The sequence below is a fragment of the Streptomyces virginiae genome, assembly GCF_041432505.1.
Lineage (GTDB): Bacteria > Actinomycetota > Actinomycetes > Streptomycetales > Streptomycetaceae > Streptomyces > Streptomyces virginiae_A.
Genome location: NZ_CP107871.1, coordinates 2,232,068 through 2,257,458, shown reverse-complemented (window position 1 = coordinate 2,257,458; position 25,391 = coordinate 2,232,068). Strand labels below are relative to the sequence as shown.

At 72.3% G+C, this 25,391-nt stretch carries 18 protein-coding genes; 9 read left to right on the top strand and 9 right to left on the bottom strand.

The genetic code is table 11. From position 1 onward, the window contains the following. Positions 1-215: 215 nt before the first annotated feature. The 4 genes from OG624_RS10580 to OG624_RS10565 all read left to right on the top strand — a co-directional run bounded on the left by OG624_RS10580 (position 216) and on the right by OG624_RS10565 (position 3,987). The gene (locus tag OG624_RS10580) at positions 216-1,496 is read left to right on the top strand and encodes a DUF5685 family protein (protein ID WP_326747761.1); all 1,281 of its coding nucleotides are present in this window, start codon (positions 216-218) and stop codon (positions 1,494-1,496) included. Between the two features lie 77 nt (positions 1,497-1,573). Then, on the top strand, positions 1,574-2,440 hold the full coding sequence (locus OG624_RS10575) for a DUF1684 domain-containing protein (RefSeq protein ID WP_371639353.1): 867 nt from the start codon (positions 1,574-1,576) through the stop codon (positions 2,438-2,440). An 82-nt stretch (positions 2,441-2,522) separates the two neighbouring features. Beyond that, positions 2,523-3,410 (top strand): S1 family peptidase, encoded by an 888-nt coding sequence (locus OG624_RS10570; RefSeq protein WP_033224985.1) that lies wholly within the window; start codon positions 2,523-2,525, stop codon positions 3,408-3,410. 97 nt (positions 3,411-3,507) lie between these two features. After that, positions 3,508-3,987 carry a hypothetical protein gene (locus OG624_RS10565; RefSeq protein WP_033224987.1) on the top strand — a complete coding sequence of 160 codons (480 nt, stop codon included), beginning with the start codon at positions 3,508-3,510 and terminating at the stop codon, positions 3,985-3,987. A gap of 15 nt (positions 3,988-4,002) precedes the next feature. On the opposite strand, the gene OG624_RS10560 is transcribed toward OG624_RS10565, so the two are convergent. The 9 genes from OG624_RS10560 to OG624_RS10520 form a co-directional block, all read right to left on the bottom strand. After that, positions 4,003-4,899, bottom strand: a complete 897-nt coding sequence (locus OG624_RS10560; RefSeq protein ID WP_033225031.1) for a DUF4231 domain-containing protein — start codon at positions 4,897-4,899, stop codon at positions 4,003-4,005. 85 nt (positions 4,900-4,984) lie between these two features. Continuing rightward, positions 4,985-8,968 (bottom strand): FxSxx-COOH system tetratricopeptide repeat protein, encoded by a 3,984-nt coding sequence (gene fxsT, locus OG624_RS10555; RefSeq protein WP_371639352.1) that lies wholly within the window; start codon positions 8,966-8,968, stop codon positions 4,985-4,987. Beyond that, positions 8,952-10,328, bottom strand: coding sequence for a TIR-like protein FxsC (locus OG624_RS10550; protein WP_326747758.1), 1,377 nt, complete (start codon positions 10,326-10,328; stop codon positions 8,952-8,954). Before OG624_RS10550 ends, fxsT begins: the two co-directional genes overlap by 17 nt. Before the next feature lie 80 nt (positions 10,329-10,408). Then, positions 10,409-11,143, bottom strand: coding sequence for an AAC(3) family N-acetyltransferase (locus tag OG624_RS10545; RefSeq protein WP_371640845.1), 735 nt, complete (start codon positions 11,141-11,143; stop codon positions 10,409-10,411). A 107-nt stretch (positions 11,144-11,250) separates the two neighbouring features. Then, positions 11,251-13,503 (bottom strand): radical SAM/SPASM protein FxsBH, inactivated beta-hydroxylase extension form, encoded by a 2,253-nt coding sequence (fxsBH, locus tag OG624_RS10540; RefSeq protein ID WP_208869419.1) that lies wholly within the window; start codon positions 13,501-13,503, stop codon positions 11,251-11,253. A 28-nt stretch (positions 13,504-13,531) separates the two neighbouring features. Continuing rightward, complete coding sequence (gene fxsA, locus OG624_RS10535; protein ID WP_063734217.1) at positions 13,532-13,696, bottom strand: FxSxx-COOH cyclophane-containing RiPP peptide; 165 nt, start codon at positions 13,694-13,696, stop codon at positions 13,532-13,534. A 238-nt stretch (positions 13,697-13,934) separates the two neighbouring features. Continuing rightward, complete coding sequence (locus tag OG624_RS10530) at positions 13,935-14,195, bottom strand: hypothetical protein (RefSeq protein WP_371639351.1); 261 nt, start codon at positions 14,193-14,195, stop codon at positions 13,935-13,937. Between the two features lie 169 nt (positions 14,196-14,364). After that, entirely contained in the window at positions 14,365-15,267 is a 903-nt protein-coding gene (locus tag OG624_RS10525) for an alpha/beta fold hydrolase (protein WP_033224991.1), read from the bottom strand. 349 nt (positions 15,268-15,616) lie between these two features. Further along, a complete protein-coding gene (locus tag OG624_RS10520; RefSeq protein ID WP_033224993.1) occupies positions 15,617-16,219 on the bottom strand; it encodes a TetR/AcrR family transcriptional regulator in 603 nt (200 codons plus the stop codon). Positions 16,220-16,356: 137 nt separating this feature from the next. Here OG624_RS10520 and OG624_RS10515 point away from each other — a divergent pair, with 137 nt between their 5' ends. The 5 genes from OG624_RS10515 (at position 16,357) to OG624_RS10495 (ending at position 25,230) form a co-directional block, all read left to right on the top strand. After that, positions 16,357-17,751: a purine-cytosine permease family protein gene (locus tag OG624_RS10515; protein ID WP_033224995.1), complete on the top strand. Its 1,395-nt coding sequence runs from the start codon at positions 16,357-16,359 to the stop codon at positions 17,749-17,751. Between the two features lie 32 nt (positions 17,752-17,783). Next, positions 17,784-19,442 (top strand): amidohydrolase, encoded by a 1,659-nt coding sequence (locus tag OG624_RS10510; RefSeq protein ID WP_033224998.1) that lies wholly within the window; start codon positions 17,784-17,786, stop codon positions 19,440-19,442. Positions 19,443-19,518: 76 nt separating this feature from the next. Next, positions 19,519-19,938: a hypothetical protein gene (locus OG624_RS10505; protein ID WP_033225000.1), complete on the top strand. Its 420-nt coding sequence runs from the start codon at positions 19,519-19,521 to the stop codon at positions 19,936-19,938. A 751-nt stretch (positions 19,939-20,689) separates the two neighbouring features. Continuing rightward, on the top strand, positions 20,690-24,223 hold the full coding sequence (locus OG624_RS10500; RefSeq protein WP_371639350.1) for a DNA polymerase III subunit alpha: 3,534 nt from the start codon (positions 20,690-20,692) through the stop codon (positions 24,221-24,223). Continuing rightward, entirely contained in the window at positions 24,220-25,230 is a 1,011-nt protein-coding gene (locus OG624_RS10495; RefSeq protein ID WP_371639349.1) for a DinB/UmuC family translesion DNA polymerase, read from the top strand. The genes OG624_RS10500 and OG624_RS10495 overlap by 4 nt, the downstream gene beginning before the upstream one ends. Positions 25,231-25,391 lie beyond the last annotated feature (161 nt).

Here is a 25,391-nt window from a genome sequence, read left to right as displayed (position 1 = left end):
AACGCGCCAAGTGGATAGTCGCCGCGCAGGGGTTTCGTGACGGTACTGGTGCAGAACATCCGTTGCACGGTCAAGGATCCTGGTGGCTACCGCTGCTGACTGAGTGAAAATACGACCGCCGCCGCCGTACGGGTGGGCGATGCGGACGTTCGGGTGAAAGGCGCGGGTCGATACGATGCCCGGCAAGCATGCGTACGACACACGGGGGAAGCAGCTTGTTCGGCATAGTGAGGCCTTGTACGCACCGGTTGGGAGAGCGGTTCAAGGCGGAGTGGATGGCCCATCTGTGCGGGCTGTGCCTGGCACTTCGGGGAGACCACGGCCAGTTCGCCCGGATCGTGACGAACTATGACGGGTTGCTCGTCTCCGTTCTGACGGAGGCTCAGTCGGGCGTCGCGCCCGAGGCCCGGCGCACCGCGGGCCCGTGTCCGCTGCGTGGTATGCGCACCGCCTCCGTGGCCCAGGGCGAGGGCGCGCGGCTCGCCGCCGCCGTCTCGCTCGTGCTGGCCTCCGCGAAGGTGCGCGACCACGTGGCCGACCGGGACGGGCTGTTGGCCCGAGCCCCCATGGCCCTGGCCGCGCGCAAGGTGGCCCGCGGCTGGGACCGGGCCGGAGCCCGCACCGGGGCCTCGCTCGGCTTCGACACCGCCGTGCTCGTCGACGCCGTGGACCGGCAGGCGGGCATCGAGACCCTCGCGGGCCTCGGCACCTCCGTGCTCGTGGTGACCGAGCCGACGGAGACCGCGACGGCCGCCGCCTTCGCGCATACCGCGCAGCTGGCGGGACGGCCGGGCAACGCCCCCGCACTGGCCGAGGCCGGCCGGTACTTCGGCCGCCTCGCGCACCTGCTCGACGCGGTGGAGGACCAGGGCGCCGACGCCGTCGCGGGCGCCTGGAACCCGCTCACCGCCACCGGGACCTCGCTCACCGAGGCCCGCAGGCTCTGCGACGACGCCCTGCACGGCATCAGGCTGGCCCTGCGCGAGGTCGAATTCACCGACTCGGGACTCGCGCACCGCCTGCTCGTGCACGAGCTGCGCACCTCGGTGGACCGGGCCTTCGGCACCAGCAGCTGCGGCCACACCGCCACGGCCTCCACCGGGCAGGGCGGCAACCCGTACGCGGGCGGGCCCACGGTGGAGGGCCCGTACGGAGCGAACCCGTACGGCGGGAATCCGTACGGCGGGAACCCCTACGCCCCGAACGCGCCCCAGGCCCCCGGCGGCCCGGGCATGCCGCCGCCCATGGGGCCCGGCGGCGGTGGCGGTGGCGGCGGACTGCCCCCGCAGCGGCCGCGCCGCGGGCTGCTGGCGGGCTGCGCGGTGGCCATCGGGCTGTTCTGCACCTGCCAGATGTGCTGTACCGAGCACGAGGGCCCGTGGTCGCGGGAGCGGCGCGAGCCCCTCTGCGACGCGGGCGATTGCTGCGACGGCTGCGACTGCTGCAGCAACTGCGGATGCGACGACTGCTGCTGCTGTCCCTGCGACGGCTGCTGAGGCCCTTTCAGATTTCACAGGTCCGGACGGCGTACGCGGGGATTCCCGTCCGGACCCGCGTGGAAGGGGTGAGCGGGATGAGCGACGACGCAGACGACCCGCACGCCGCATGGCGGGAATGGCACGAGCGCAGGGCGGCGGCCGTGTCCGCGCCCTACGGCCCCCTCGCGCTGACCGGAACCTACTGGCTCGCCGACTACCCGGAAGGTCGAATTCCGGCCGTTCCGGGGCGTTGGCGCGCCACGGAGGCCGGTGCGGTGCTGACCGCCACCCTTGAGGACTCCTACCGGCTCGACGGCGAGCCGTTCACGGGCGAGGTGCTCCTCGACGCCGACGAGGGTTCTCCCGCGCACGCCCGGCTCTCCGCCGGGGAGTTCCGGATCGTCGTGATCCGGCGCGAGGGGGAGTGGGGCGTCCGCGTCTACGACCCCGCCTCCGAGGCCCGCCGCACCCACACCGGCATCGAGGCCACCCCCTACGACCCCGCCTTCGTCCTGCCGGGCCGGTTCCGTCCGTACGCCGAGGACCGGAGCGTCCAGGTCGAGAACGCCGACGGGCGGGCGCGCGGGCTCGACCTCGGCGGGGAGCTGGTCTTCCCCTTCCAAGGCGCCGAACACACCCTCCAGGTCGCCGTGGACCCGGACGACGGCAGCCTCTGGGCCGTCTTCGGTGACGCCACCGGAGGCCTCTCCAGCTACCGCTTCCGTTTCCTGAAGCCCGGCATACCCGACGCGCGAGGCGCGATCACGGTCGATCTCAACCGTTCCCTGCTGCCTCCCTGCGCCTTCGCGGACCACTTCATCTGTCCTTTCCCGCCGCCCGGGAACACGCTGCCCTTCGAGGTCGCGGCGGGCGAGCGGAGGCTGAAAGCCGCTCTTGCGACCGGTATCCGACGCCAGGACACTCCCGACAGCGCTTGTCAGGGACACGGCCAAAATTCATGAGCCGCCGTGCCCCCGGCTGCGCCTCACGGGCTCTGGCACCCCCACAACCGCCGGCCCCCGACCCTCTCCAGGAGGACGAGAAGTGAGGATCAAGCGCATGACCCGTACCAGGCTGCTCGCGGCGGCCACCGGCCTGGCCGCCGCCGCAGCGTTCGCCGTCCCCACTGCGGCGAACGCGGACCCCCAGGACGGCGGCGGATTCAGCGCCGACCGACTCGCCTCGGCCGGCGCATCCGTCCTGCGCGCCAACGTCGGAGGCACCGCCTGGCACACCGACCCCGCCACCGGAACCCTCGTGGTCTCCGCCGACTCCACGGTCTCCGACGCCGGAATCGCGAAAATCAAGCGCGAGGCCGGAGCGGACGCCGGAGCACTGCGCATCGAACGCATCCCCGGCAAGCTCACCAAACTGGTCTCCGGCGGCGACGCCATCTACGCCACCAGCTGGCGCTGTTCGCTCGGCTTCAACGTACGCAGCGGCAGCACGTACTACGCCCTGACCGCCGGGCACTGCACCGACGGCGCGGGCACCTGGTGGAGCAACTCCGCCCGCACCACCGTCGTCGGCTCCACCGTCGGATCCAGCTTCCCGACCAACGACTACGGCCTCATCAAGTACGCGAGCAACACGCCGGTGCCCCCCGGTACCGTCGGCGGCCAGGACATCACCAGCGCCGTGAACGCCACGGTCAACATGTCGGTGACCAGGCGCGGGTCCACCACCGGAATCCACAGCGGCCGGGTCACCGGCCTCAACGCCACCGTCAACTACGGCGGCGGCGACGTCGTCTACGGCATGATCCGCACCAACGTGTGCGCCGAACCCGGCGACAGCGGCGGCCCGCTCTACTCGGGCACCCGCGCCGTCGGCCTCACCTCCGGCGGCAGCGGCAACTGCTCCTCGGGCGGCACGACCTTCTTCCAGCCCGTGGTCGAAGCCCTCAACGCCTACGGGGTCAGCGTCTACTGACGGTGACTCACGTGCCCCCGCCGCACCCCTGGACGTCCTCCCTCCTTCTGGGAGGATGTTCCGGGCGGCCATGTCCACGGGGGAGGCTGGTTACTGCATGAAACGAATCGGCGTGACCGGGCACCGAGCCATTCCGGACTCGGTGCTCGGCCATGTGGAGAGCGCCCTGCGGGCCGTACTGGGCGGCCACGAAGGACCGCTGGAGGCCTTCTCCAGCCTCGCCGAGGGGGCGGACCAGCTGTTCGCCACCATCGCCCTCGAACACGGCGCCGACCTCACCGTGGTGATCCCCAGCGGGGACTACGAGGAGGCCTTCGAGGAGCCCGAGGCCCTCGCCCGCTACCGGAGCCTCAAGAACCGGGCCGCGCAGGAGGTCCGGATGGACTTCGCCCGCTCCACCGACGAGGCCTACTACGCCGCCGGCACCTACATCGCCGACTCCTGCGACCGGCTCGTCGCCGTCTGGGACGGGCAGCCCGCCCGCGGGCACGGCGGCACCGCCGAGATCGTCGCCTACGCGCGGACACTCGGCAAACCGGTCACCGTCATCTGGCGCGAGGGCGTGACCCGCGACTGAGCCACGCCCCCACCGTCAACTGCTGTGCCGGGCCAGCCAGTCCGTGTGCTGCGGAGACACGTACCGCTCGGTCTCGTACACCGACGACGGCCACTGCGACTCCGTGATGGTCGTCTGCATCACGACCATCATCGCCGCCAGATCCTGCTCGATCAGGGAGTGCGCCTCGATCAGCGGATGATGACGGCGCACCTCGTTCCAGGCGATCCCGGCCGCCGCCGCCGCGCTCAACAACGCGGTCAGCCTCGGCCCCGGGCCCGAACCGAACGACCCCAGCAGCGCGAACAGCAGTGCCAGACAGGTCAGCAGCACGATCGTCCACGACCACAGGTTCGTCGCCCGCCGGGACACCTCCGTCCGCCGCCGGTACCAGTTGCGCTGCTCGATCAGCCGGTCCCGGACATACGTCTCGCGCCGCGCCTGGTAGTCCATCCCGCGCAGCCGCTCCATCGCGCCGGTGATCTCCCCGCCCTCCGGCACCGCGCCGGCGACCCGCGGATCGTCCCAGCCCATCTTCCGCAGCTCGGCCAGACCCGCCTCCAGCCGGGTCCGGTACGTCGCCTCGGGCGCGGCGACCTCACTGCCGAACGGCGCCCCGTGCACCGCGTACCGCCAGGCCAGCGACTTGATGAACTCCGCCGCACTACGGTTGAGCTGCCACTGCGGGCGGGCCCGGCGCCGGGTCGCGCGCATCCCCACGCCCAGCACCCCCACGTACGCGAGCACGCTCAGCAGCCCGAAGAAGTACATCGAGCCCAGCTTCGGCCCGGCGGGCAGAGCGGCCGCCGCCGCTGCCAGGACCAGCAGCAGCAACTGGGCCCGGGTGGCCTGCGTGGACTCCCGCTGCCGGGAGATCGCCGCCTGGTCGGTGTGGTGGAAGAGGGCCGGCAGGTCCTCGTTTCGAAAGGTCATGCTGTCGGTCACAGCGCCCCCCTGCTGTCGGGTGGCGGGCGGCGGGGCCCCCGCGGTCGCGGAGCCCCCGCCGCCCTCCGTCGGATCAGACGGCGAGAGGCTCCAGGTCGCGATGGACCCGCCGCTCGTCGCGCGCGTACCGGGTCAGACTGTGGTCCTCGCCGAGCAGCCGGGTCAGCTCGGACACCGCCTCCGCCCGCAGCCGGGCCGCCTCCTCCTTGCGACCCATCGAGTCCAGGCTGACCGCCATGTTGGAGCTGCTCGCCAGGGTCTCGGGATGATGTGCCCCGAGCGCCTCGCGCAGCCGCATCACCGCGAGCCGCTCCAGCTCCAGAGCGCCCTCCGGATCACCCAGGTCCGCCCGGGTGTTGGCCAGGTTGAGGTGCGCGAACACCGTGTGCGGGTGGTTGTCGCCGAGCACGTCCCGCATCCCCCGTATCGTCTGGCGCAGCATCGTCTCCGCCGTCTCGGCCGCGCCCGTGCCCCAGTGGAAGACCGCCAGGTTGTTCACGGCCGCCAAGGTGTACGGATGCCGCTCGCCCGGCACCTTCATGTACTCGTCCACCACCTCCTGCGCCAGGTCCCGCGCCCCGCCCGGATCTCCGGTCGCGAACAGGTCCGAGGCCAGGTTGAGCTCGCAGGACAACAGGTCCGGGTTGACGGAGGTGTACTTGGCCCGGTAGCGGGCCCGGGTGGCCGTCGTCAGCCGCAGGGCGTCCTCCAACTGGCCGGCCCGGCGCAGCGACACCGCCAGGTTCTTCGCCGCCGACAGGGTGCCGGGGAACGCCCGCCCCAGCGTCCGCTTGTACGTCTCGTACGTCCGGCTGAGCAACTGCACCGAGTCCTCGTACCGGCCCACCTCACGCAGATCGCGGGCCAGGTTCTGCGCCGAGGACAGCGTGTACGGGTGCTCCGGCCCGAGCACCTCCGTCCGCAGGTCGTGGACCTCCTGGTCGATCTCCCGGGCCCTGGTGTACTGACCCACGAGCCGCAGGTTCAACGCCAGGTTGTTCGCGGCGGCCAGCGTGCGCGGGTGCGCCTCGTGGAAGATCTGGCTGAAGCCCTCGTGCGCCTCGGTCGCCAGCTCCATCGCCTGGCCGTAATGACCCAGCGCGCCCAGCGTGTTCGCCAGACCGCTCATGGTCATGTACGTGTGCGGGTGCGAGGGGCCGAGCACCGCCTTCTGCCGCTCCAGCGTGACCTCGTCCAACTCCTTCGCCTCCACGAACCGACCCTGCGAACGCAGGATGTTCGACAGGTGGAAGCGCAGGTACAGGTACTGCAGGTCGTTGTTGCCCAGCATCTCCTTCCACGCCTCGCGCAGTTCCTCGCCGAGCGCGTACGCGGCCTTGAAATCGCCGCGCTTCCACAGGTACCGCACCCGGTCGATCAACAGCCGGCGCGTCTCCGGCTCCTTGCAGTACCGGGCCTCCGACGGGGTCAGGTGCGACCAGATCGTGTTGAACCGCGGCCACGTCTCCGGGTTGTCGATCGGCTCGTCGTCGTCCGGCCGGGCCCCGGCCAGGATCCGGTGGACCGCGTGCCGGGCCTCGCGCTGCTCCTCCTCGCTCAGCTGCGCCCGGATCACCGCCTGCACCAGCCGGTGCACCTGGATGCTGTTGCTGACCTGGTCCACCTTGGCGAGCGCGAACCGGCCGATCTCCCGGATCACCCGCCCCAGCACCAACTTCTCCTGCAGCGAGGAGTCGTACGGCTTGAGCGCGTCGATCATCTCCTTGCTGTAGAGCAGGTTCGCGGAGATCGGCTCGGGCGCCAGGAAGGCACACAGCTGGAGCAGCCGCACGGCCGCCGGGGACCGCGACTGCAGCCGCTCGATGGAGATGTTCCAGGTGGCGGCCACCGGCTCCGGGTATCCGGGCGGCTGGTTCAGGGCCAGCACGCGGGCCGCCTGCTGCGCCAGCTGCTCGAGGTACGCGGACACCGGCGTCGCCGTTTCCGCGATCCAGGCACCCGCCTGCTCGACGGCCAGCGGCAGGTCACCCACCGCCACCGCCACCTGCTCGGCGTCGTCCTTGCCGAGCCCCGGCGCCCGACGCTGGAGGTGCTCGATGGACTCCTCCCGCAGGAACACGTCCACCGGCAGCGCGTCACCGTACTGCGACCAGGACTGGTTGCGGGAGGTCACCAGCACATGGCCCGGCCCGCCCGGCGGGAAGAACCGCTTGAGCGTCTCGGGATCGTCCGCGTTGTCGAAGACCAGCAACCAGCGGGACGAGGGGACCCCGCGCCGCAGCAGGTCGATCGCCTCCTGCGAGGCGGCCGCCATGTCCTCACCAGTCTGCGCGCCCAGCCGTACCGCCAGCTCCGCGAGCGCCGCGACCACGTCGTCGGTCTGCTCCGAGGAGATCCACCACACCAGGTCGTAGTCGGCCATGAACCGGTGCACGTACTCCAGCGCCACCTGGGTCTTGCCCACACCACCGAGCCCGAACAGGGTCTGCGGCTGCGGCAGCACCACGGCCATGCCCCCGCCGAGCTGGTCCCGCATCCGCTCCAGCACGATGCTGCGCCCGGTGAAGCCGGGGTTGCGGGGTGGCGCGTTCCAGATCTTCGGGACGGTCCCCGGGAAGCGGGGACCGGGCTGCGAGGCACTGCCCATGCTGTCGGGCAGGGCCATGGGCCGCTCCACCGCACGCAGCAGGGCGGTGGTGGCGTGCACCTCGTCGAGCCGGAAGAGGTCCACCGGGTTGCGGTCGATGTACGGCGTGGACAGCCGTACGTCGCCCACCCTCAGCGGCACCAGCTGGCGCCGGCCCCCGGTCGGGTCCTCGGCGGCCGCGCGCTCCCACACGTCCACGGCCCGGGCCGACTTGAGGTAGGCCGTGGAGAGCAGCACCACGGTCCGGGCGGCCGTGTCGATGCTGATGCCCGCGCCCCCGAGGGTGTCCCCGGCGGCCGTTCCCGGCACCCGCTCGGCCGAGACGTCCTTCGGCACGACCCGGAAACCGGCCCGGGTGAGCACCGACTCGATCCAGTCGGCCCACATCCGGTTCTCGGCGACGTACGACAGGAACAGGTCGGCGGGCAGCGCCGGGCGGCGCCGGGTGAAGGCGTCCCGGATGCGCAGCCTGACCTCCTCACCGATGACCGGCATGGAGGTGATGTGGCCCTCGGTGACCACGGTGGTGAGCCGTTCGAAGGCGGAGAGCAGGGAGTTGGTGAGCCCGGCCTCGTCGCCGAAGGTGGCCAGGGTCTCCTCGTAGGCGTAGTAGGGGCGGTACGGGATCTCCACCGCGCCCCAGTAGGAGGTGAGCTCGTCCCCGACCAGGCCGTTCGGGAAGCGGTCGAACTTGATCCGGGCCAGGGCCCGGCCGGCGTCGGCCTTCTCCTTCTCGCCCTCGTCGATGCGCATCGGGACCGGGTAGATCTTGATGCCGCGGTCGTTGAACCGCTCGTCGATCTGGCGGGCGACCGAGGCCGCGCCGTCGATGGACTGGTCGGACAGGGTGAAGCAGTCGACGAGGATGTCCGGGAGGTGGACCGTGCAGATGTCCGCGATGTCCGACAGGCCGGTGCGGCTGTCGATCAGGACGTAGTCGTAGTTCCGCTTCATGTCGGCGCGTAAGGCGTCGAAGAAGAGCCCACCGCCGAGCCGGTCGTAGAAGTTGTCCCAGTCGAAGGTGGAGACGGTCGCCGAGTACTCGCGGTTCTGCCGGCCGGCCGAGACGAAGTCCAGGGTGCCGCCGTCCGGGAACTCCCAGCCGTGGGTCTCCGGGGTGAGCGAGACGGCGTGCGGCTGTATCCGCGCGTAGTCCTTGTGCCAGTCGTCGGGCCGCTGCACCGGGCTGGTCGCCGCCCAGGCGTACTCGCTGATCAGATCGATGACGCCGGTGGTGGCCCCCAGCGTCGAGGGGTCCAGGAAGGGGTGGAAGAAGCGGTGCAGGCCCGGCGCCTCCAGGTCCCAGTCCACGGCGAGGACCCGCTTGCCGTTGGCCGCCAGGATCCAGGCGGTGTTGGCCAGCGCCATGGTGCGGCCCGTGCCGCCCTTGTACGAGTAGAAGGTGACGATGCGTCCGTCACGGCTGTCGCTGTCACTGCTCGCTGTCATCCGCGTCCCCCCGGTCGGTGTCGTTGTCGTCGTTGTCGTGGAGGCCGGCGCCCGCCGGCCCTGCCCGGTGCCGGTCGGAGTCGGGTGGGAAGGGGGCACGGGGCGTCATCGGCCCGGGCGGCCCGTTCATCCCCATCGGCCCCAGCAACCGGGGCCGCTCGATGGAGGTGTCGCCCTTGGGCGGATACGGCTGCGCGTGTCTGAGGAACTGCTGGGCGGCGGCCTCGACCACCTGCGGCAGGATCTGCCCGAGGGTCTCCACGTTCGCCACGCCGTTCGCGGCGGCCCGGCAGGCGGCCCGGCCCTGGCTCATCGTCTTGGGCATGGTGTGCTCCAGCCGGTCGGCCAGCTCGTTCTCCTTCGACCGGCTCTGATGGTCGTACCGGTTCCACGGCACGACCACGTTGACCCACGGCCTCGGCTCCCGGTCGAAGGCGGCCAGGCGCCGGCGTCGCTGCTCGTCCTCCACCGCCCACCGGTCGACGATCAGGATCTCCGGCCGGGTCGGCAGCTGCTTGCTGTCGAGGTGCCCGGCCTCGTCGTCGAAGGAGGACATGGTGGTCTGGTAGTTGAGGTTCTTGACCAGGTCCTCGGCGACATAGGCGATGGGCCGCTGGGCGACCGGATGGTACGGATTCCACTCCAGCGCGCTGTCCCCGTAGTACTCGGGGGTGCGGCCCTCGGGCAGATCGTGCCGGGAGGCGGCGGCCACGGTCACGTGCAGGGTGCGGGCCGGGCTGCCGCTGGAGCCGAAGGCGCTCGGTACGTTGCGGTAGTCCAGCGGGCGGATGGGGTCCAGGTGGGCGGTCTCGGCGACCTGGACGATGCGCCGGGCGAGTTCGTACACGGCGTGTTCGTACTGCTCGGCGTAACCGCGCAGTTTGATCAGCCCGTACAGGCCGTCGGTGACGTAGCGCTCGCCGAAGGTGTTGTGGTTGAACTGCAACCGCTCGGCCGGTCCCGGGAGTTGCTCCGGCGGCACCGGCACCCATAACGCGGGCACGATGGCCTCGGCCTGTTTGTTGCTGACCGCGCCGTGCTGGACGGCGCGCTGCGCGAAGGCGAACCACTCCTTCCCGCACATCTCGCTCGCGAAGTACCGCGGCGAGAACAGGGGAACGAAGACGCGACAGTTGGCGAGTGCCCGGGCGAGCCGTTCGGACCAGCCCTCGCCGCTGCGTATCTCCCGGTCCATGAACCCGACGTCGTACCCGGCGCGCAGGTCCGTCAGCGCCATGACATGCCCGCAGAGATCACGGAAAAGGCGCTCGACCCACATGTCCGGGTCGGGGCCCCCGGCCCCGAACCTCGGTGTATGTGCGTAACTGAGAAAAAAGTACGGCTCCCCTGATGCGGGCACACGACCCCCGTCCCGAAGATGCGAAGCGAAGAAACATCATTCCGGAGCTGCTTCGCCACATCCCCTCATCGTTCAGTCAATCAGCGTCTGTTTTCAGTCATCCAGTCAAGGGCGTGATCGACGGCCTCCGGGAGGGAGAAGAGCATGGTCGACGCGCCTCCCACCCGCCCCCTGCGCACCCGTGAATCCGGGAACGCGTCACCGATCACCGCGAAATCGCTGTCATCCAGCGCGACGTCCTCGTATGCGGTCCACTCCCCCTCCTGCCGGTGCCTTTGCGGCCCCGGAAGGTTCACCTTCACCACACACTCGTACATGCGCAAGGGGGGCTTCGGAATTCGGTACTCCGCGAGATGGAAAGCGGTGCAGACCGAAAACCCCACATTGATCATGAGTACCTGCCCGCCCTCCCAGCACAGCTTTCCCAGAGGTGTCTCTTCCCCCAGATGGCTTTCCAGACGATGACCTGCGCACAGCCGCTCCGCGTCCGCCCCGAGGGCCGCGAAGGAGGTCTGCGGATGGGCGCTGCGCTCGGCGCCCGGCGCGGTGCGGACGGCCTCGGCGAGGGAGCCCATACCGAGGCTCGGGGTGCTCGCCGGGTCGAAGGCGGCCATCCGCTCGCGGAAGGCCCGCACCCCGACCTCGTCCAGACCGCGGATCCGCTCCAGGTGCGCGGTGGAGGTCGTGGAGTTCTCCGGGGTGAACGCCGGGACCACCAGGGTGCCGCGCGGCCCGAGGACACCCCGCAGGGCGTCGCGCAACAGCTCCGCGCGCAGGCCCGTACCGCCGAGGGAGGAGTGCACCAGGAGCCGCATGCCGGGGCGGACCCCGGCCAGCCGTAACTGCACCGCGAGCCGGAGCCTGCCGAGTGCGGGGGAGGGCGCCGAGGCCGGCTCCGAGAAGGACGCAGGGGAGGGCGCGGTCACGCGTCGACCGTCTTCAGCTCGTAGCGCAGCTCCGCGACCAGGCTCTTTCCGGTGACGGTCAGCTCGGCCGCCTCCGTGAGCCGGTCCAGCGCCCGGTGGATCCGCTCCGCTCCGCCCGGCTCGGGCGTCGCCGTGGCCCGCCGGTACGCCTCCACCGCCACCCGCTCGTGCACGTCGGCCAGCAGCCGGGACACCGGGACCGGCCGCTCCCGCCACGGCGAGGGGTGCTGCCACTCACCGTCCAGCGCGTACAGGTCGGTCACTTCGGTCAGCGCCCGCAGCCGGGTCCGCCGCCGCCCGGTCAGCAGGGCCAGCGCGGTCTCCCGCACCCCCGCCGCGTAGGGCACCCCGAGCGCCCCCGGCCCGTGCCGCCCGGCCTCACCCCAGCCGCCCGACCGCGGGCCGCCCGCGAGCGGGGTCAGCGTGGTCAGCCCGGTGGCCGCCGCGCGGGCGAACTCCGGCACCGCCTTGTGCAGCAGCGCCCACGCCCGGTCCAGCCTGCCCCGCCACTCCTCGGCCTCCCCGGCGCCGAGGCGCAGCCTGGGCGGGCGGGGGAAGCAGTTGCGGTACGGGTCGAGGTCCTCCAGGGCCACCGGCGCCGCGTCCGGCCCGGGCGACCAGGTGCGTACGGGCTGCCAGCGGGCGTCCCCCGCCGTGGGCCCGAAGCGGTGCTCGGCGCGACCGTCCCGTACGGCGTACCCCTCGTCGGTGACGTGCAGCGCGGCGCGGCCCTCCGTGCCCGGCTCCCCGAGCCGCAGCAACCCCAGCGTCGGCAGGTACACCTCGCCGTCCCGGTAGGCCACCTCGGCCGGCAGGTCCAGCCCGCCGCGGAGCACGGCCGCGGCCGCCAGGGCGGTGAGTCTGCGCGCCGCCTCCGGGGCGTCCTGCCTGCCGTCGCGGGCGGCGTCCAGGGCCGCCAGGATCCAGGTCCGGGTGAAGGGGTGGTCCAGTACGGCGTCCAGCGCGTCCGTGCCCGCCTCCCCGGCCCGCTCCACGGCGGTCAGCAGCTCCCAGGCGTGTGCCCAGCCGGGGTCGGCGGCGAGGTCCGCGTGCAGCCGGGCCAGCAGGATCCGGGTCAGCTCCTCCTGGGAGCGGGCGAGTTCGGCGGGGTCGGACAGCTGCGGCGCGGTCTCCCGGGGCGCGGTGCGGCCTTCGACCCCGTCCACGAGTTCGCGCAGGTCGGTGCAGTAGACGGAGGGGTTGTCGAAGCCGTTCCGGTCCCGGTAGCGGTGGGTGTAGAGCCCGCCCCCGCACGAACGTACGACGGGGCAGCGGCGGCACGAGTCGCTGACGCCCGCGAGGCCCAGCTGCCGGGCGCGGACCCCGGGATGGGCCGCGACCTGGTCAAACGCGTGGTCGAAGACGTTGAAGCCGGTGGCCGCGGCCCCCTCGAAGGCGCTCTTGAGGGAGTCGACCTGTTCCAGGGTCCCGTCGGTCTCGACGACGACGAGGTCGGTGGGGGCGAGACCGAGCGATTCGGTGAGGCTGGGGCCGCCGCGCAGGGTGGAGAGCAGGGACTCGAAGAGCCGTACGGGTACCGGGCGTCCCAGGCGGTCCCAGTGGTCGAAGATCCGCAGCAGCCAGCGCGCGTACGCGTCGGGGGCGCCGTCGGGGCGGGCGGGAGGTGTCTCCCAGGTGGCGTGGGGGAGGAGGAAGTCCACGCGCGGGGGCTCCAGTTCGACCAGCGCGTCCAGCACGGCGACGGGGTCGTTGGCCACGTCCACGGTGCAGAGCAGACCTTGGTAGAGGTGGCGGTACGGCTCGGAGCGGAGCAGTGCGACGGCGGCCAGGACCAGCGGGTGGCTCGTACGGCCGTCGGCGAAGCGACGGTGGCGGTCGTTGGCGGCGCGGTCCCCGTCGAGGGAGATGCCGACCCGGACGCCGTACTCGTCGAAGAGGTCGAGGTAACGGGTGCTGAGCTGGAGCCCGTTGGTGTGGATCCGCAGGTCGAGGTCGGCGATGCCGTGGAGGGCCCGGGTGAACTCCTCGCACACGAGTCGGAGCCGGGCGGTGCCCGCCAACAGGGGTTCCCCTCCATGGAGAATCACCGTGACGGAGGGGAGTGCATGGTCACGGGCATGTTCGGCGAGCCTGGACGCGGTATGCGAAATAACCTCGGGGGAGATCACTTTCGGCCGGGCTCGCCAGCTCTGATCTGCGTGTTCGTAGACATAGCAATGATCACAAGCAAGATCGCATCTGCTGTGAACTTTCAGGACGATCTCGCGAAATGGGATCAGGCCGGTCATTCCACCAGTCTAGAGCGCGGAGTTCGGGTCAGAGCGCGGAGTTGAAGATCGGTGCCTGAACCGGACGAGCGGATTCGGCCGGCAGGACACGACCGAGCGTCGTCGCCGCGGCCGCGGTGTGGACGTCGATCTTGCCGAGCGGGACCCGGTGGGCCTTGACCGAGCTGGTCGCGGGGGATGCTGAAGTGTTCACGGCACCGTCCTTGGGGAAGCCATGTGGAATGGACATGTGAATGACAACGGCTACACGCTGCTGTCAAGCAGGGACTTTACTAGGACAGTCCCCCTTGGCAACACGAGACATGACGCCTGGTCACGACTTCCATGCATTGCGCGGCGTATTTCTCAAGAGGGCGGATTCGGCCGTTTGCCGCAAGGAATGATCCTTTTCATCGCGAGAGGTTCGGGCGATGGCCTCGGCCGGTCCGGACCTATGCCGGCCGCACCCCGCTGACCTGGTGTGATGTGAGCGCGTGTCCCGCCGGCCGGGAGTCCGGCCCGGCCGACGCGGAACCGCCCCCGCCGAACGGCGGGAAGAGCGCGGTGATCACCGCGGCGGCGGCGATCGCGCCGACGATGTCCCCCTTGGAGGCCGCCCCGGCGGCCGCCTCGGTGTGCTGGTAGGTGGCGTGGCCGACAAGGAGCCCGACGGCGAGGACGAGCAGGCCGACGTCGTCGATGTGCAGGGTCATGGGACAGCCTCCACGGCTCGTGGGGCACACCTGTCGGGTGGCGGCGGGTCCGGAGGCGTGGACTTCACAAGGACATGTGCCGTTCGCAACTCGTGCTCATTGCCTTTAAGTTGGGATTGCCTCGGGCGGGCAAGGGGTGGCCCATGGACGTGCGGGAGGGCAACCGACCCTACGCGGGCTGCTGTTCGGTGAGGTCCGGTGTCGGCAGGTCGCGCAGCAGCCAGTTCAGTACGTCGGGCAGTGCGCGCAGGGCGGCGAAATGCGCGGCGGAGGGAACGATGTTGGTCGTGGCCCCGGGGATGCGGCGGGCCAGCCAACGGGAATGGCCCACGGGGGAGAACACGTCGAGCTCGCCGTGCCAGATCAGCACCGGGCAGCGGATGTCGGCCGGGTCGAAGCCCCAGGGGCGGCTGAAGGCGAGGACGTCGTCGATCCATCCGTACGCCGAATGGCGCAGCCCCTCACGGTAGTTCCGCAGGAGCATCGACCGCAGACCGGCGTCGGAGACGATCATGCGGTCGTTGTCGGTCAGCTCCCGGCGCAGTTCGTCCAGCAGCCGGCCGGGGTCCTTGCGGATGCCGGCGGCGCGCGGGATCAGCCGGGCCGCCAGTTCCTCCGGGTCGTCGGTGGCGGTGGTGTACTCCCGCACGTTCGACGCGGCCATCCCGGCGAACCAGTCCAGGTCCTCCGCGTCCCGGGGGGCGAGGCCGACCATCGTCGCGGTCCGGGTGACCCGGTCCGGGAGGAGGGCGGCGCAGGCGAGCGCGCCGGCGGCGCCGCCGGAGCGGCCGGCGACCGCGAAGGTGTCCAGACCGAGGGCGTCGGCGATGGCGGCCACGTCCTGGGCCACGTCGGCGACGGTGCGGCCCACGTGGCGGTCGGAGCCGCCGTAGCCGGGTCTGTCGTAGGCGATGAGCTGCATCCGGCGCTGGTAGAGGACCATGCCCCGGGGGGCCGGGCCGAGGCGGCTGCCGGGCATGCCGTGCAGCAGAAAGACGGGTTTGCCGTCGGGGTCGCCCCAGCGCTCCACGGTCAGAGCGCGCCCGTCCGCTGTGCGCACCTGATTGCGCACGCGCTCCCTCCTTCACGGTCGATGTGAGTCGTCACCGCGATTGTGCGCGCTGGGGGAGGAGCGCGGTAGGGCGCACTTCCGGCGGAATTGTTGTGAATGCCTTCACGAGCCCGAAAAAGCCTTTGCCTCTCCCGCATATGCCCTGGTCAAGGGGGCGCGTCATGGAGCGGGCGGGCGTGAACGGGCGTGAACGGATGCCCGGACGTCGTGAAAGGCCTTTTGGTGCGGAGGCTTCCGCTTTCGGTTGTGGAATTGGCCCGTCGGGTCGACCGGGTGGACCGAGTCCTGGGTCGGGAAATGGGGGAGTTTCCCGACCGTCGCAGCGAGAAGCGCCGGCCGGCCCCGTGTCTCAGGTGCGGGGGACGAGCAGGGCCGCCGCCGAGCGGGCCTGCTCCAGGGCCCGGGTGCGGTCCGCGCCCCGCTGGCCCAGCACCACGCGGGTGCTCAGGCCGTCCAGCAGGGCGAGCAGCTCCGAGGCCCGTGCGGGCACGTCCAGGGGTGCGAAGCGACCCTGTTCCACCCCCTTGGTCAAGAGCGCCTCCAGGTCCCGCTGCCAGCTGTCGTCGATCTCCTCCTGGGCGGCCTTCAGCGGCTGGTTGGAGGCGGTACGGGCCCACAGCTCGATCCACAGCGTCCAGCGCGGGTCGCGGGGGCCCTCGGGGAGGTAGAGCTCCAGGAACTGGTCCAGCTTGCGCGTCGCGGTCACCCTGCGGCCCAGCAGCGCCCGGCGCTCCCCGGTGAGCTGATCCTCGCTCCAGCGCAGGGCCTCCAGCAGGAGCCGGTCCTTGCTGCCGAAGTAGTACAGGATGTGGCCGCCGCTGGTGCCGAGCCGCTCGGCCAGCGCCGACATGGTGAGCGCGGCCAGTCCGTCCTCGGCGATGGCCGCCATGGCCTCTTCCAGCATCCGCTCCTGGGCGACCTGCCCGTCGCGCCGCCGTGCTGCTCCCGCCACCGCTCCCGCCCTCCGGATCTTCGTGGACCGACCTTATCCCGGACAGGGTCTTGACGGGGTCGAGGTCCACCCCTCATCTTGAATGCCATTCAAGAAGTTAGAACGGCATTCAAGATCGCTCAAGGTCAGGGGTCCTCATGGGACAGCAGGAGACAGTCGACGTCGACGAGGTGTTCCGGGTCGAGACCCACGGGATCGACCCCATTCCCGACGCCGAACGCCACGGCAGCGCCAAGGACCTCTTCTGGCTCTGGTTCGGCTCCAACCTCACCTTCACCTACGTGATCAACGGCGCCCTCGCCGTCGCCTTCGGGCTCTCCTTCTGGCAGGCCACCACCGTGGTCGTGATCGGCGGACTCTCCTTCTTCGCCATCAGCGCCGCCGGACTCAGCGGCATCCGCACCGGCACCGCCACCCTGGTCATCTCCCGCGCCACCTTCGGAGTCCGCGGCAACCTCCCGGCCGGCGTCCTCAACTGGGTGGTGAGCATCGGCTACACCATCGTCAACACCGTGGTCGGCACCCTCGCCCTGGAAGTCTTCTTCGCCGAGATCGGCTGGCAGGCCGGCACCGCCGGCCGCGCCGTCGCCCTCCTCGTCACCCTCGCGCTGACCTTCGCCGTCGCCATGTGGGGACACGCCACCGTGCAGTTCGCCGAACGCTGGATGGCCTACGTCCTCGCCGCCGGCTTCGGCGTCCTGCTCCTCTTCGTCATCCCCGGCACCGACACCGCCGCCCCGGCCGACGCCGCCCCCGGGCTCTCCGGCTGGAGCCTCGCCTTCGTGGTCATGCTCGCAGGCCCCTTCTCGTACCTGCCGATGCCCGCCGACTACACCCGCTACCTCCCCCGGACCACCTCGCTGAAGTCCATCACCTGGATGGGCGCCCTCGGCGGCTTCCTCTCCTCGGTCGCCCTCGGTGTCGCGGGTGTCGCCGCCGCCACCCGGACCGACATGACCGACGCGGTCGCCGGAGCCGAAAGCCTGCTGCCCGGCTGGTTCCAGCCGCTGTTCCTGGCCCTCGTACTCGGCGGCTCGGTCACCAACTCGATCATCACGCTCTACTCCTCCAGCCTGAACCTCCAGGTCCTCGGCATCCCCTGGAGCCGCGCCCGCGCCATCGTCATCAGCGCCGCCGTCACCGCCCTCGGCTCGCTCGCCGCGCTCTTCCTCACCGACTTCACCACCTCCCTCCTCTCCTTCCTCTCCCTGCTGATCATCGTGTTCGCCCCCTGGGGCGGAGTCTTCCTCGCCGACATGCTGCTGCGCCGCTGCCACTACGACGCCGACGCACTGCACGCCGGGAGCGCCGGCGCCTACTGGTACCGCTCCGGCTACCACCCCGCCGGCATCACCGCCCTGCTCACCGGAATGACCTTCGCCGCCCTGACCTGCGACTCCGAGCTGTGGACCGGGCCGCTGGTCGCCCCGCTCGGCGGCGCCGACCTCACCCTGCTCGGCTCGGTCGTCTCCGGACTCACCTATTGGGCCCTCACCCGCCGCCGGGTCGCGGCCTACGCCCCGGCCGCCTGAACGACACCGCACACGCAAGGGAGCACCCCCACATGGCACGCCACCCCATCCCCGCCGACCTGCTGCTCACCGGAGCCCGGATCCACACCGTCGACCCCGACCTGCCCGAGGCCGAAGCCCTCGCCGTCCACGACGGGCGGATCGTCTGGGTCGGCCCGGACACCGAGGCCGCCGCCTGGGCCGGCCCCGACACCCGGCGGATCGACGCGGGCGGCAAGCTCGTCCTGCCCGGCTTCATCGACGCCCACAACCACGTCCGGCTCGGCTCCGACGCGGACTGCGTCCAGCTCGCCGGGGTGCGCACCCTCGCGGGCATCCACGAGCGGATCCTGGCCTGGCGGGAAGCCAACCCGGACGCCGACTGGATCGAGGCCGAGGCCTTCGACTACTCCGCCATCCCCGGCGGGCGGATGCCGTGCGCCGCCGACCTGGACCCCGTCACCGGCGACATCCCGGCGATCGTGCTCTCCTACGACGTGCACACGGCCTGGCTGAACACGGCCGCCATGCGGCGCCTCGGGGTCTCGCGGGACCGCACCGACCTCCCCTTCGGCACGGCGGCGGTGCACCCCGAGACCGGCGAACCCACCGGATTCGTCAAGGACTTCGCCATCAAGGGACTCTCCCGCGCCGGCCACCGGGCCCTGCGCGAGCTGGGCGTGCCGTGGGCCTCGCCGGACCGACAGTACGGGCGACTCGCCAAGAGCCTCGACGACGCCATCGGCTTCGGCATCACCACGGTCGTCGAGCCGCAGAACTCCCTCGACGACCTCGAACTCTTCGAACGAGCCCGCTCCGAAGGCCGGTTGCGCTCCCGAATCGTCGCGGCACTGTTCCACCCGCGCGGCACCGGCGACGCCGACCTCGACGAATTCGCCGACGCGGCAAGGCGGTTCGCCGGGGACCGACTGCGGGTCGGCCCGCTCAAGCTGTACATCGACGACGTGGTGGAACCGCGCACGGCCGCACTGCTGGAGCCGTACACCGGCTGCGGCGCGCACCGGGGCGAGACCTTCTACCCGGCGGAGGAGTTCGCGGACCTGCTGGCGAAGCTGGACGCGCGCGGCTTCCAGTGCTTCGTACACGCGACCGGCGACCGCGGCATCCGGACCGTCCTGGACGCCGTGGAGCACGCGCGGACCCTGAACGGCCCGCGCGACGCCCGCCACCAGGTGGTCCACGTGGAATGCCTCGACCCCGCGGACGTACCGCGCTTCGCGGAGCTCGGCGTGATCGCGTGCATGCAGCCGAGGCACTGCGCACCGGAGATCGCGGGCCCCGGCCAGGACTGGGCGCAGAACGTGGGCGAGGACCGCTGGCACAAGGCCTGGCCGATGCGGAGCCTGCACCGGGCGGGGGCGGTGCTGGCATTCTCCAGCGACTGGAACGTGGCGGAGATGGACCCGATGGTCGGCATCTACACGGCGGTGACGCGCCGCCCGCTGTCCGGCGACGGCCCTGCCTGGCAGCCGGCCGAGACGGTGGACGTGGAGACGGCCGTGTACGGCTACACGATGGGTTCGGCCCACGCCAACTTCCTGGAACAGGAGCGCGGTTCCCTCACCGTGGGCAAGGCCGCGGACTTCGTGATCCTGTCCCGGGACATCCTCACCGTCCCGGCGGACGAGATCCCGGGCACGGTCGCCGAGACGGTCGTGGTGGCGGGCGAGGTCGTCCACCAGGTGGCCTGATCCCCTGCCCTCCTCCGGCTGAACGCCCTTTAGTGTGAGGCCACTTGGGGCAACCGCCCCGAGAGAGGTGGGGGAGATGGACGTACTCGTCGAACTGGTGGCCCTGGCGCTCGTCGCGCTGACGGCAGGCACCCTGATGCGCAAGGCGGTCGCCCGCCGGGCGGAAGCCCGGACGGCGGCCGCCGCGGACGGCGCCGCCGTCGCCGTCCCCTGCCAGGCGCGCTGGCGCCAAGGGGCCCGGCGGCGGTTCTTCGGCTACGGCAAACTGCGCACCGGCGCGGACGGTACGGGCGCGGTCTTCGCCGCCCCCCTGCGCCGGGCGGTCACCCTGCCCGTGGGCGGCCGGGCGGTCGTCCGCGAGAGCCGGCGCCCGGGTATGCAGGTGCTGGAATACCGGGCTCCGGACGGGCGGCGGATCGACTTCCAGGTCTACGACGCCGAAGCGGCCCGCACGGCCCGCCTGCTGGGCGTCCCGGACCCGGCGGACCTCGGCTAGCGGTGTCCCTGCGGGTGCCCTGCGGGCTGCTCGGTGGTGTTCAGCTGGACCTTGCCCTTGCCCCTGCGGGGTGCTCGGCGGTGTGCGGTACGGGTCGGGCTGCGCCCAGGGCTGCGCCTCAAGCGCCGGCGGGGCTGGGTGGTGCGCGGTGGTGCGGGGCCCCGCACGAGGGTCTCCTCGGCTCGGCGCGCGCGGCCACGTCCCGGCAAGACGGCCCAGGTCACGCCTCGTCCTGCGGGGACCCTCCTGCGCGTCCCCGCCCCACGCCAGGGCTTCGACAGCACGGCTCCCGCCCCCCTGTGGGCTTCGACGGTAGGGGCCTGAGGGGTGGGGGGACGGGGCGGGGTGTCCCCGCAGGACGAGCGCGCAACCCCGCCCCACAACCGAGACAAGCCAGTAAGGCGCGAGCCGAGGAGACACCCCGCCCCCGCCCCCCGCCCCGACCCACTCCCGACCAACCCGCCACCCCCAGCCCCGCCACCTGCCGAGGCACGGGCCTGCATTCTCAGCCTCGCCGGCGTTTGAGGCGCGGGTCCGGGCAGCGCCCGGGAGACGGCCCGCACCGCCGAGCATCCCGCAGGGGCCGGGGCGGCGCCCGGCAGACTCGCACCGCCGAGCACCCCGCAGGGGCCCGGCAGGCGGCCCGCGCCGAGTCGCCAAGTGATCGAACAAGTGTTTCGCACGAATATTCGAATTGCTCTATGGTGGAGAGCGGGGGAGGTGTTCATTCGAGCGAAGCAGGAGGCCGCGGGTGCCTGGTTTTACGCATCTGCACACCGTTTCGGGGTTCTCCATGCGCTACGGAGGCTCGCACCCCCAGCGGCTGGCGGAGCGTGCCGCCGAGCGGGGTATGGACGCCCTCGCCCTGACCGACCGCGACACCCTCGCGGGCGCGGTCCGGTTCGCGAAGGCGTGCGCGCAGGCGGGCATCCGGCCGTTGTTCGGAGTGGACATGGCGGTCCCGCCCGCGACGGGCCCGGCCGGGTCGGGGGGCCCGACCGGGCCCGGCGAGGCCTCGTACCGGCGGCGCACCCCCGTCAAGGGCGGGGCCTTCGTGGACGAATCCGCCGCGCGGGCCGTTTTCCTGGCCCGGGACGGGGCCGCCGGGTGGGCCGAGCTGTGCCGGATGGTCACCGCCGCCCACGCGGCGGCCGCCGAGGTTCCGCTCGTGCCCTGGGGCGCCCTGCGCGGGGAGGGCGTCTTCGTCCTGCTCGGGCCCGACTCCGAGGTGGGGCGGGCGCTCGCCGCGGGCCGCCCCGACCGGGCCGCCCGGCTGCTCGCGCCCTGGCGGGAGATCTACGGAGACTCCCTGCGCCTGGAGGCCGTCCACCACGGCCGTACCGGCACCGGGCCCGGCTCGCTCCGGCTGGCCGCCCGTACCGTCGGCTTCGCCGTCGAGCAGGGCGTCCCGGCCGTGCTGACCAACGCCGTCCGCTACGCCGACCCCGGCCAGGGGCCGGTCGCCGACATCCTCGACGCGGCCCGCCGCCTGGTCCCCATCGACCCCCGCAACCCCGCGTACCCGCTCGACAGCGGCGAGCGCTGGCTCAAGGGCCCCACCGCCATGGCCGAGGCCGCCGACCGGATCGCGCAGGCGGCCGGCCTGCGTCCCGCCGACGCCCGGCGCCTGCTCGCGGAGACCCGGCGTACCGCCGAGGCCTGCCGCGTGGACCCCGAGGACGACCTCGGCATGGGTTCCGTGCACTTCCCCGAGGCCCGCCTCGTCGGCGCGGCCCACCGCAGTGCCCAGCGGGTCCTGACCTCGCGGGCCTCGGCGGGCATGGTGCTGCGCGGGTACGCGGGCGATCGCGCCTACTGGGAGCGGATGCACCAGGAGCTCGACATCATCGCCTACCACGGTTTCGCCTCGTATTTCCTGACGGTCGCGCAGGTTGTCGACGACGTACGCGAGATGGGCATCCGGGTGGCCGCCCGGGGGTCCGGCGCCGGCTCCCTCGTCAATCACCTGCTCGGGATCGCGCACGCCGACCCCGTGGCCCACGGCCTGCTGATGGAGCGCTTCCTCTCCAAGCGGCGGCGCGTCCTGCCCGACATCGACATCGACGTGGAGTCCGCCCGCCGACTGGAGGTCTACCGGCGGATCATGGAGCGGTTCGGCACCGAGCGCGTCGCCACCGTCTCCATGCCCGAGACCTACCGGGTCCGGCACGCCATCCGCGACGTCGGCGCCGCCCTGTCCATGGACCCCGCCGTCACCGACCGGCTCGCCAAGGCCTTCCCGCACATCCGGGCCCGCGACGCCCGCGCCGCGCTGCAGGAGCTTCCCGAACTGCGTGACGTACGCGGGGAGTCGTACGGCCGGCTGTGGGAGCTCGTCGAGTCGCTGGACGCGCTGCCGCGCGGGATCGCCATGCACCCGTGCGGGGTGCTGCTCTCCGACGACTCGCTGCTCGCCCGTACGCCGGTGGTGCCCACCAGCGGCGAGGGCTTCCCCATGTCGCAGTTCGACAAGGACGACGTGGAGGAGCTCGGGCTGCTCAAGCTGGACGTGCTGGGCGTGCGGATGCAGTCCGCGATGGCGCACGCGGTCGCGGAGATCCGGCGCGGCACGGGACGGGAGCTCGACCTGGACGACCCGGCGCAGGTGCCGCCGGGTGACCGGGCCACGTACGAGCTGATCCGCTCGGCCGAGACCCTGGGTTGTTTCCAGATCGAGTCGCCGGGCCAGCGGGACCTGGTGGGGCGGCTCCAGCCGGCGACCTTCCACGACCTGGTCGTCGACATCTCGCTGTTCCGGCCGGGGCCGGTGGCCGCCGACATGGTGCGGCCCTTCATCGAGGCCCGGCACGGGCGGGCCCCGGTCCGCTTCCCGCACCCGGACCTGGCCGACGCGCTGCGCGAGACGTACGGGGTGGTGGTCTTCCACGAGCAGATCATCGAGATCGTGCACGTCATGACCGGTTGCGGGCGGGACGAGGCGGACCGGGTGCGGCGCGGGCTGTCCGACCCGCAGTCACAGCCGCGGATCAAGGTCTGGTTCGCGGCGAAGGCGGCCGAGCACGGCTATCCGGTGGAGGTGATCGGCCGGACCTGGGAGATCGTGGAGGCCTTCGGCTCGTACGGTTTCTGCAAGGCGCACGCGGTGGCCTTCGCGGTACCCACCTACCAGTCGGCCTGGTTGAAGGCGCACCACCCGGCGGCCTTCTATGCCGGGCTGCTCACCCACGACCCGGGGATGTACCCGAAGCGGCTGCTGCTGGCGGACGCGCGGCGGCGGGGCGTGCCGGTGCTGCCGTTGGACGTGAACCGGTCGGCGGCCGCCCATCGTATCGAACTGGTGTCCGATATCGGTGGGGTGTGGGGGCTGCGGCTCGGGCTGTCCGACGTCCACGGCATCAGCGGGGTCGAGGCGGAGCGGATCGAGGCCGGACAGCCGTACGCCTCCCTGCGGGATTTCTGGGACCGGGCCCATCCGGGCCGCCCGGTGGTCGAACGGCTCGCGCAGGTCGGCGCGTTGGACGCCTTCGGCGCCAACCGGCGGGACCTGCTGCTGCACGTGTCCGAACTGCACGGCGCGCAGCGGGCCGCAGGCGTGCGTGGCCCCCAACTCCCCTTGGAGGGTGGCAGGTCCACGGCCTCCGTCGGGCTGCCCGACCTGACCGAGGCGGAACGGCTCAGCGCCGAGCTGGGCGTCCTCGGCATGGACGCCTCGCGGCACCTGATGGGGGACCACCACGCCTTCCTGGCCGAACTGGGAGTGATCCCGGCGCGCCGGCTGCGCGACACCGAGCACGGGCAGACCGTGCTCGTCGCGGGGGCCAAGGCGGCCACGCAGACCCCGCCGATCCGTTCCGGGAAGCGGGTCATCTTCACGACGCTGGACGACGGGACGGGCCTGGTCGACCTGGCCTTCTTCGACGACAGCCACGAACGCTGCGCGCACACCGTCTTCCACTCCTTCCTGCTGCTGGTGCGCGGTGTCGTGCAGCGCCGGGGCCCGCAGAGCCTGAGCGTGGTCGGCGCGGCGGCGTGGAACCTGGCGGAGCTGGTGGAACTGCGGGCGGCGGGCGGCCTGGACGCGGTCGCGGCCCGCCTCGCGGAGCCGGCCGAGCCGGCGGCGCCGGCCGCGGGGGAGGGCGCGGGGGAGGGCGCGGCCGAAGGTGAGGTCGAAGGTGGGGCCGAGGCGGCAGGGCGGCCCTCCGGCCGCAGGATCCGCATGTCCACGGGGTACGAGATGAACCCCTGGGCCGACCTTCAGCCGCCCGGTACCGGCCCCGCGACCGGCCGCAAGCTGTGGCACTCCAGCCCGGGGAGTGCGGGATGACCGCCGCCGAGCAGGTCGTGATGTGCCTGCGCCCGTACCCCGCGGACGGGGGGGCGCTCGGGGCCCGGGAGTACACCGGGGTGCTCGCGCTGCTCGGGGGCATCACCCCGGCCGTGCAGGCCGTGCCGCCCGACACCGTCCTCGCCGAGGTTCGGGGCGCGCTGCGCTACTTCGACTGCGACGCCACCCGGCTGGCCGCCCTGGTCCGGGTCCGGGCCCTCGCCCTGTACGGGGTGGACGCCGCCGTCGGTGTGGCCGGCAACCCCATGCTGGCTCGGGCCGCGGCCCGTGAGGCCCGGCCCGGGGAGACCCGGGTGATCTCCGGGGATCCCGCCGCCGTACGGGAGTTCCTGGCGGGCAAGCCCGTCACCGCCCTCGACGGGGTCGGGCCGAAGGCCGCCCGCACCCTGTGCTCCTACGGCCTCGATTCCGTCGGCCGGGTCGCCGCCGCCCCGCCCGCCGCCCTGCGGCGGATCCTCGGCGCCCGGCTCGGCCGCGAGGTGCACGAGCGCGCCCTGGGGATCGATCGGACCCCGGTCCGGCCGGGCACAGCCGCCCGCGCCGTCGCCGCCGAGCGGCTCTTCGATCTGGACGAGCTGGATCCCGTACGGCACCGGCGGGCGCTGCTCTCGCTGACGGAGGAGCTCGGCGCGAAGCTTCGTACACAGGAACAGGGCCGGGGGCAGGTCTGCCGCACCCTTTCGCTCACCGTCCGCTGCGCCGACCGCACCACGCTCACCCGGACGCGCACCCTGACCGAGCCCACCGCGCACTCGGCCGCCCTGACCGCCACGGCCTACGCCCTCTACGCGGGCCTCGGCCTGCAGCGGGCCCGGGTGCGCGCGCTGTCGCTGCGCGCCGAGGACCTGACCTCGGCGGAACGGGCCACGCGGCAGCTCAGCCTCGACCCCGAGGACGAGAAGGCCCGCCGACTGGAGGCCGTCACGGACCGGGTCCGCGCGCGCTTCGGGCCCCACGCCATCGCCCGTGGCACGTTGGCCGCCTGACGGCACGTCGGATGACCTGTCGGGGGTCTGTACGGCGCCTTACAGGGGGGCGGCCGGGCGACGCGCGATTTTTTACCGACGCGTAACTTCCCTGTGTTGCTACTCACCCGTAATTTAGCGGCAGCAGCTCCCCCTTGTGATCCGGATCACGGGACGAACCC